The 7,544-nt window shown below is 72.5% G+C and carries 5 protein-coding genes and 1 pseudogene; 2 read left to right on the top strand and 4 right to left on the bottom strand.

Going from position 1 to position 7,544, the window contains the following annotated elements; genetic code table 11:
* Nucleotides 1-406: 406 nt before the first annotated feature.
* A complete protein-coding gene (gene tyrS, locus EDC50_RS15700) occupies nt 407-1,633 on the bottom strand; it encodes a tyrosine--tRNA ligase (protein WP_123771441.1) in 1,227 nt (408 codons plus the stop codon).
* Nucleotides 1,634-1,818: 185 nt separating this feature from the next.
* On the opposite strand from tyrS, the gene EDC50_RS15695 reads away from it, so the two are divergent.
* Entirely contained in the window at nt 1,819-3,252 is a 1,434-nt protein-coding gene (locus EDC50_RS15695) for a M23 family metallopeptidase (RefSeq protein ID WP_123771440.1), read from the top strand.
* 1 nt (nt 3,253) lies between these two features.
* A complete protein-coding gene (locus EDC50_RS15690; protein WP_123771439.1) occupies nt 3,254-4,414 on the top strand; it encodes an anhydro-N-acetylmuramic acid kinase in 1,161 nt (386 codons plus the stop codon).
* A 440-nt stretch (nt 4,415-4,854) separates the two neighbouring features.
* On the opposite strand, the pseudogene EDC50_RS15685 reads toward EDC50_RS15690, so the two are convergent.
* The 3 genes and pseudogenes from EDC50_RS15685 to EDC50_RS15675 all read right to left on the bottom strand — a co-directional run.
* Nucleotides 4,855-5,067: pseudogene (locus tag EDC50_RS15685) on the bottom strand (hypothetical protein); the annotation flags it as partial.
* 36 nt (nt 5,068-5,103) lie between these two features.
* A complete protein-coding gene (locus EDC50_RS16740) occupies nt 5,104-6,708 on the bottom strand; it encodes an AmpG family muropeptide MFS transporter (RefSeq protein WP_123771438.1) in 1,605 nt (534 codons plus the stop codon).
* A complete protein-coding gene (locus tag EDC50_RS15675; protein ID WP_123771437.1) occupies nt 6,698-7,501 on the bottom strand; it encodes an exodeoxyribonuclease III in 804 nt (267 codons plus the stop codon). Before EDC50_RS15675 ends, EDC50_RS16740 begins: the two co-directional genes overlap by 11 nt.
* Nucleotides 7,502-7,544: the final 43 nt, after the last annotated feature.

Genomic DNA, 7,544 nt, shown 5'->3' with positions numbered 1-7,544 from the left:
ACACGCCCCGCCAAACCGCTCCACCGCAGCCAGCGGGGCGCGCATTGTGCACATGCACAAACCCTTTGGGAAGAGGGGACTGCGATGGCGGCGCGCTTGCCATGAATGCGCAGACGGTCGCGCCGATGCCGCTCGTGCGATGCGCGGGCGTGTGCGGCGTCGCTCCGGACCGCTCAGGGCGCTTTCGCCTGCGCGCGGCGCAGCGCGAGCGCAGGCGCACGCTGCGCCACATGCGCGCGTCGAGGCGCCGCCTCATCGCCGGGCATGGGCGACCCCGGGCCGGGGAACGGCTCTCGCACGATCGGCGCCAAGCGGCAACACGCCGGATGCGCACGATCCGACACCCGCTTCGCGCACGTGGCCCGGCCTCGCGCGCCTCGCCGCCTGGGAAGGCACGCCGGCCGGCTCAGGCGGCGACCAGGCGGACGCGGGCGAAGGTGCGCTTGCCGACCGCGAGCACGCCTTCGAAGCCGGGCGCGAACACGCGCTGCGCGTCCTCGACCACCTCGCCGTCGACGCGCACCGCGCGCTCCTTGAGCTTGCGATTGGCTTCGGAGTTGCTCGGCGTCAGCCCCGCGGCGGTGAGCAGCGCGGCGATCCGCAGGCCTTCGGCGGGCACCGTCACGTCGGTCAGCGGCAACGCGGCCACGTCGCCTTCGCCGCGCACCGCCGCGTTCCAGCCGGCCACCGCCTGCTCGGCCGCGGCGGCGCCGTGGAAACGTGCGGCGAGCTCGCGCGCCAGGCGCAGCTTGAGGTCGCGCGGGTTCAGCTGGCCGGCCTCGATCTCCGCCCGCAGCCGCTGCGCCTCGGCGATCGAGATCTCGAAGCTGAGCAGGTCGATCCAGCGCCACATCAGCGCGTCGTCGATCTTCATCGTCTTGGTGACGATGTCGATCGCCGGCTCGGCGATGCCGATGTAGTTGCCGAGTGACTTGCTCATCTTGTTGACGCCGTCGAGGCCTTCCAGCAGCGGCATGGTCAGCACGATCTGCGGCGGCTGGCCGTAGTGCTCCTGCAAGCCGCGGCCCATCAGCAGGTTGAACTTCTGGTCGGTGCCGCCGAGCTCGACGTCGGCCTTCAGCGCGACCGAGTCGTAGCCCTGCACCAGCGGGTACAGGAACTCGTGGATCGCGATCGGCTGCTGCGCGGCGTAACGCCTGGCGAAATCGTCGCGCTCGAGCATGCGCGCCACGGTGTGCTGCGCCGCCAGCCTGATCATGTCGGCCGCGCCCATCTGCCCGAACCACTCGCTGTTGAAGCGCACCTCGGTGCGCTCGCGGTCGAGCACCTTGAACACCTGCTCGGCGTAGGTCTCCGCGTTGGCGAGCACGTCCTCGCGCGAGAGCGGCTTGCGGGTGACGTTCTTGCCGGTGGGGTCGCCGATCATCCCGGTGAAATCGCCGATCAGGAAGATCACCTGGTGCCCCAGGTCCTGGAACTGCCGCATCTTGTTCAGCAGCACCGTATGGCCCAGGTGCAGGTCCGGCGCGGTGGGGTCGAAGCCGGCCTTGATCCGCAACGGGCGGCCGGGCTTGAGGCGCGCCTCGAGTTCCTCGGGCTTGAGGATCTCGTCGGCGCCGCGGGCGATCAGGTCGAGGGCGTCTTGCAGGGCGGAGGGCGTTTGGGCGGACAAGGCAGGACTCGCGGGGCGGGCGGCGGGGCAACGCCGTCGCCTGGACAGGGTTAATTCGGAGTTAAGCGCGAACGCAGCGTGGGGCGAAGAAAACCCTATTCAGGTCAAAGGTTTGACGCACACTGCTAGCGTCATTATGGTAACGCCGCTACGCGGCTTTCACACCTGTCCGGGGGACGCTCCAAATGACTGCATCGGCTGCCGGCTCGGACCGGCGCGAACGCCTCAAGGCCAAGCGCGAAGCCGCTCTGCATCGACCGGTACTGGCCCGCCATCTGTCCGACGGGTTCAACGGCCGCTGGACCCGGCGGCAGTGGGTGCAGGCGAGCCTGTTCGCGACGCTCGGCATGCTGGTCGCGGCGATCGTGCCGGGCTTCGGCCCGCCGGCGCAGCACCCGCAGCCGCTGCACGCGCCGCGCCACTCGATGGCGCTGGCGCTGCCGCCCTTGCCGCTGTCGCGGCTGAAGGGCACCCAGGGCGACAGCTGGCAGGTCGTGCACGTGCGCCGCGGGCAGACCCTGGGCGGGGTGTTCGAGGAGCTCGGCATTCCCGCCGCCACCCTGCACCGCCTGCTCGAGCATCCGGGGGTCAAGCAATCGCTGACCCGGCTCAAGCCCGGCACCGAGCTCGCCTTCGACCTGCCCGCCGACGGCCAGTTGCGCACCTTCCGCTACGACCGCGACGAGAGCCACCGCGTCGAGCTCGGCCTAGCCGGCGACAAGATCGTCGAGAAGGTCATCGAACGGCCGATCGAGACCCGCACCGTGGTGATCAGCGGCAAGGTCGGCCGCTCGCTGTTCCATTCGGCGCGCAAGCTCGGCCTGTCGCCGTCGAACATCAACACGCTGACCGACGAGATCTTCAAGTACGACATCGACTTCAACGAGGACGTGGCCGCCAGCGACCGCTTCAGCGTGGTGGTCGAGCAGGCCTGGCGCGAGGGCGAGCTGATCCGCACCGGCCCGGTGCTGGCAGCCACCTTCACCACCGGCGGCAAGCTGCACACCGGCTTCCGCTTCGAGCGCAACGGCAAGGCCGAGTACTTCAGCGGCGACGGCCGGCCGCTGAAGAAGAGCTTCATCCGCATGCCGATCCCGTACGCGCGGCTGACCTCGAAGTTCGGCTCGCGCCGCCATCCGGTGCTGGGCAACGTGCGCATGCACAAGGGCGTGGACTACGCCGCCGCCACCGGCACGCCGATCATGGCCGCGGGCGACGCGCGGGTGGAGTTCGTCGGCTGGAAGGGCGGCTACGGCCGCACCGTGATCCTCGACCACGGCCGCGGCTACACCACGCTGTACGGGCACATGTCGAACTTCGGCAAGATCCGCCGCGGCCAGCGCATCGGCCAGGGCACGGTGATCGGCTACGTCGGCAGCTCCGGCCTGGCCACCGGCCCGCACCTGCACTACGAATTCCGCATCAACGGCGTGCACCGCAACCCGCTGCAGGTGACGATGCCGCCGCCGGAGCCGCTGCGCGGCGCGGCGCTGGCGCAGTTCCGCGCCCAGACCGCGGTCGCGCTGGCGCGGATCCAGGAAGTCGAGAAGATCATCTTCGCCGACGCCGGCCAGCCGGCCGATCCGGGCAAGGCCAAGCCGGTCCGGCCCAAGGCCTGACGTGGGCCGCCCGCAGCCCGGCGCCGGCGGCGGCGCCGACGGCCTGTACCTCGGCCTGATCTCCGGCACCAGCGCCGACGGCATCGATGCGGCGCTGGTCGAGTTCGCCAGCGAGGCGCGCGGCACCGCGACGCGGCTGCGGCTCGGCCGCACCTACCCCTGGGACGAGGCGCTGCGCGCGCGGTTGATAGCGCTCGGCCAGGGCGGCGAGGCGTCGCTGGACGAACTGGGCACGCTCGACGTGCGCGTGGCCGAGGCGTTCGCCGACGCCGCGCTGGCGTTGCTGGCCGAAGCGGGCATCGCCCCCGCGGAGGTGCGCGCGATCGGCTCTCACGGCCAGACGGTGCGCCACCGGCCGCTGGGCGCGCGCTTCGACGGCGAGGCGCCGTTCACCTGGCAGCTCGGCGACGGCAATCTCATCGCCGAACGCACCGGCATCGCCACGGTCGCCGACTTCCGCCGCCGCGACGTCGCCGCGGGCGGGCACGGCGCGCCGCTGCTGCCGGCGCTGCACGCGGCGCTGCTGCACGACGGCGGCGAGGACCGCGCGGCGCTCAACCTGGGCGGCATCGCCAACCTCACGCTGCTGCCGGCCGCGGGCGCGGTGCGCGGCTTCGACACCGGCCCGGCGAACTGCCTGCTCGACGCCTGGTGCGCGCGGCACACCGGCCGCGCGTACGACGCCGGCGGCGCATTCGCGGCGCAGGGACGGATCGACGAGGCCTTGCTGGCGCGGCTGCTCGAGGAGCCCTGGTTCGCCCTGCCGCCGCCGAAGAGCACCGGCCGCGAGCAGTTCCATCTCGATTGGCTGCAGGCGCGGCTGCGCGGCGAGGAAGCGCCGGCCGACGTCCAGGCCACCCTGCTCGAACTCACCGCGGCCACCGTGGCCGGGGCGCTGCGCGCGCAGCAACCGGACACGCGCCGGGTGCTGGTCTGCGGCGGCGGCGTGCACAACCCGTTGCTGCTGCGGCGACTGGCGGCGCACCTGCCGCAGGCGGCGGTCGTCTCGACCGCGGCATTCGGCGTCGACCCCGATTTCGTCGAGGCGATGGGCTTCGCCTGGCTGGCGCGGCAGACGCTGGCGGGACTGCCCGGCAACCTGCCGAGCGTGACCGGCGCGCGCGGGCCGCGGGTGCTCGGGGCGGTCTATCCCGGGGCCTGAGCCCGCGCGCAGGGCGTCCGCGCACGCTGCGCCGGCGAGCCCCGCCTTGCCGGGGATGCCGCGCATCGACAGCGCGCCGCCGGGGCCGCTTGCGACGCGACGCGGCGAGCGGCCGGGGTCGCGGCGGCGCCACCGCGGCATGGGACGGCGAAGCGCCCGGGGCCGTGTCCACGCCCGGTTGCGCCCCATGCGATGCGGCTGTCTGCGTGGATACGCGCCAACCTGCAGGGCGCAACGCGCGGCGGAGCGGCGGGTGTCTCGCCGCGAACGAACGACGGAAGCGGCAGCGCGCCGGCGGCGCCTCAGCCCTTGGCCCCGGCCGCCTGCCCGAATGCGCGCAGCAGCTCGCGGTCGAGCTCGGTCGGCCCTTGGGCCTCCAGCGGCGGCGTCTGCACGTCGGCCGGGCGTTCGACCCGGCCGATCAGCGAAAACCCCGGATCGCTGGGAATGCCCTCCAGCGCGGCGATCGCCTCGCGCAGGGCGGCGGCATCGCTGTCGTTGAAGCGCGCGGCCAGCTCGGCCTCGCAGGCGAACAGGCCGTGTTCGAGCAGATGCATCGAGGCCTCCTGCAGGCTCCAGCCGCGCGCCGCGGCGACGCGGCGGATGCGGTCCAGCAGCAGCGGGTCGATGTCCTGCAGGACGATGTCGGTCATGCCTGTGGTTCCGTGAACAAGTACGGGGTTACTTGGTCACCGTGGCGGGGACGCCGGACGCCCCGCGCCGGGGCGGTATACGGCCAGCAGCAGGCAGAGCAGCAGGGCGGGCGCTCCGACCAGGGCCGTACCGGCGAAGAATAGCGAATAGGCCTCGGCCAAACTGCGCCCGGCCTCCAGATGTTCGACCGCGACCCCGGACAGCCCCTTCAGCGCCTTGCCGAGCAGGGCGTAGAACGAGCTGAGCAGGGCGTACTGGGTGGCGGTGTAGCCGACGTGGGTCAGGCTGGACATGTAGCCGACCAGGGCCACGCCGGCGTAGCCGTTGCAGAAGTTGTCGATCGCCATGGCCGCGGTGAACACGCCCGGGTCGGCGCCGTGCAGGGCCAGGTAGGAGAAGGCCAGGTTCGAGCCCGGCCCGAGCACCGCACCGGCCAGCAGGGTCGGGACGAAGCCGAAGCGCACCGCGCTCAGGCCGGCCGCGGCCACGCCGAGCACGGTGGCGGCCAGGCCGAAGGTGCCGCGCACCGCGCCGACCGTCTCCTTGCCGATGCCCAGGTCGGCGTAGAACGGGTTGGCCATCGGCCCCATCAGGAAATCCGGCAGCCGGTACAGGCTGATCGTCAGCAGCATCAGCAGCGCCCAGCGGCCGTGGTCGCGGAAGAACGCCGCGAACGGCTCGATCACCGCATCGCGCATGCGCAGCAGCGGCCGCGCCAGCGGCCGCGACCAGGTGGCCTCCGGCACCGGCCCGCGCGGCCAGCGCGTGAGCCGCCAGACCAGCGCCGGCGCCAGCGCCAGCCACGGCGCGTCGCGCCAGCCCAGCGCCAGGTCGTCGCGCAGGCCGAACGCCAGCGCCGCCGCCAGCCAGGCCGCGCCGATCGCGCCGGCCAGCAGCCAGCGCACCACCATCGCGTCGGACACGCCGATCGGGGCATCCGCGTCCACCGCGGCGGCAGGCGCGCGCTGCGCCTGCGGCTCGTGCGCGAGCAGCGTCGCGGCCACGCCCACGCCCATCAGCAACGCCATCAGTTCGTACGAGAGCGACCAACCGGCGTGCGCGGCCAGGATCAGGATCAGCGAATCGGTGACCAGCAGCGCGCCGCGGTAGCCGAGCGTCGAGGTCGAAGTCAGCAGGCCCTGCTGCTCGTCGCTGTCCGCGCTCTCGATGCGCCAGGCGTCGATCACGATGTCCTGGGTCGCCGAGGCGAACGCCACGACCAGCGCCAGCGCGCCGAACGCCAGCAGCCGGTCGAGGGCGATGCCCGCGATCGCCAGTTCGCCCGGCTGCGGCTGCACCAGCGCCATGCCCGCCAGCGCCGCCGCGACCGCCAGCTGCGACAGCAGCATCCAGCCGCGCCGCCGCCCCAGCCAACGCCCAAACAGCGGCGCATCGGCCTTGTCGACCAGCGGCGCCCACAGGAACTTCAGCGAGTAGGCCAGCCCGACCCAGGACAGGAAGCCGATCGTCGACAGCTCGATGCCGTTCTCGCGCATCCAGAAACCGAGCGTGTTGCCGACCAGGTAGATCGGGATGCCGGAACTGAAGCCGAGCAGCAGCATCGCCAGCACCTTGGGCTGGCGCAGGTTGGCCAGCACCTGGCGCCAGCCGGGGCGGGCCGCGGCCGCCTCAGAGGCCATAGTCGACCGTGTACGGGGCGTGGTCGGAGAAGCGCGGCTCGCGCGCGATCGCGCAGGCGCGCAGGCGCTCGCGCAAGGCCGGCGTGGCCAGCTGGTAGTCGATCCGCCAGCCCACGTCGTTGGCGCGCGCGGCGCCGCGGTTGCTCCACCAGGTGTAGTCCTGGCCCTGCGGGCGCAGGCTGCGGTAGGTGTCGACCCAGCCGTGCGCGGCCGGCGCGGTGCCGTCGCTGCCGCCGTCGTCGCCGATCATGCCGTTGAGCCAGGCGCGCTCGGGCGGCAGGCAGCCGGAGTTCTTCTGGTTGCTGCTCCAGTTCCTGATGTCCAGGCGCGAGCGCACGATGTTCCAGTCGCCGCACAGCACGTAGTCGCGGCCGCTGCGCAGCCATCCGTCGAGGACCGGCTTCAGCCAGTCCATCACCTGGAACTTGAAGCCCTGGCGCAGCTCGCCGGAGGAACCCGACGGGATGTAGAACGAGACCACGCTGAGGTTGCCGAAACGCGCCTCGATGTAGCGGCCCTCGTCGTCGAACGGCGCCCAGCCCAGCGAGGTGCGCACCTCGTCCGGCTCGCGCCGGCTGTAGAGGGCCACGCCGCTGTAGCCCTTCTTGGTGACCGCATCCTTGAACCAGGCGCGGTAGCCGTCCGGGCGGAACGCGACGTCGCCGAGCTGGTGCTCCTGCGCCTTGGTCTCCTGCACGCACAGCACGTCGGCCTCCTGCGCGAGGAACCAGTCGAAGAACCCCTTGGTGGCGGCCGAACGCAGGCCGTTGGCGTTGAAGCTGATGATGCGCATGCGCGGTTCCGGAACGAGGTGCGGCGATCATAGCCCGCAGCGG

The organism is Vulcaniibacterium tengchongense, assembly GCF_003814555.1.
Classification (GTDB): domain Bacteria; phylum Pseudomonadota; class Gammaproteobacteria; order Xanthomonadales; family Xanthomonadaceae; genus Vulcaniibacterium; species Vulcaniibacterium tengchongense.
This window is presented reverse-complemented; position numbering and strand designations above follow the sequence as displayed.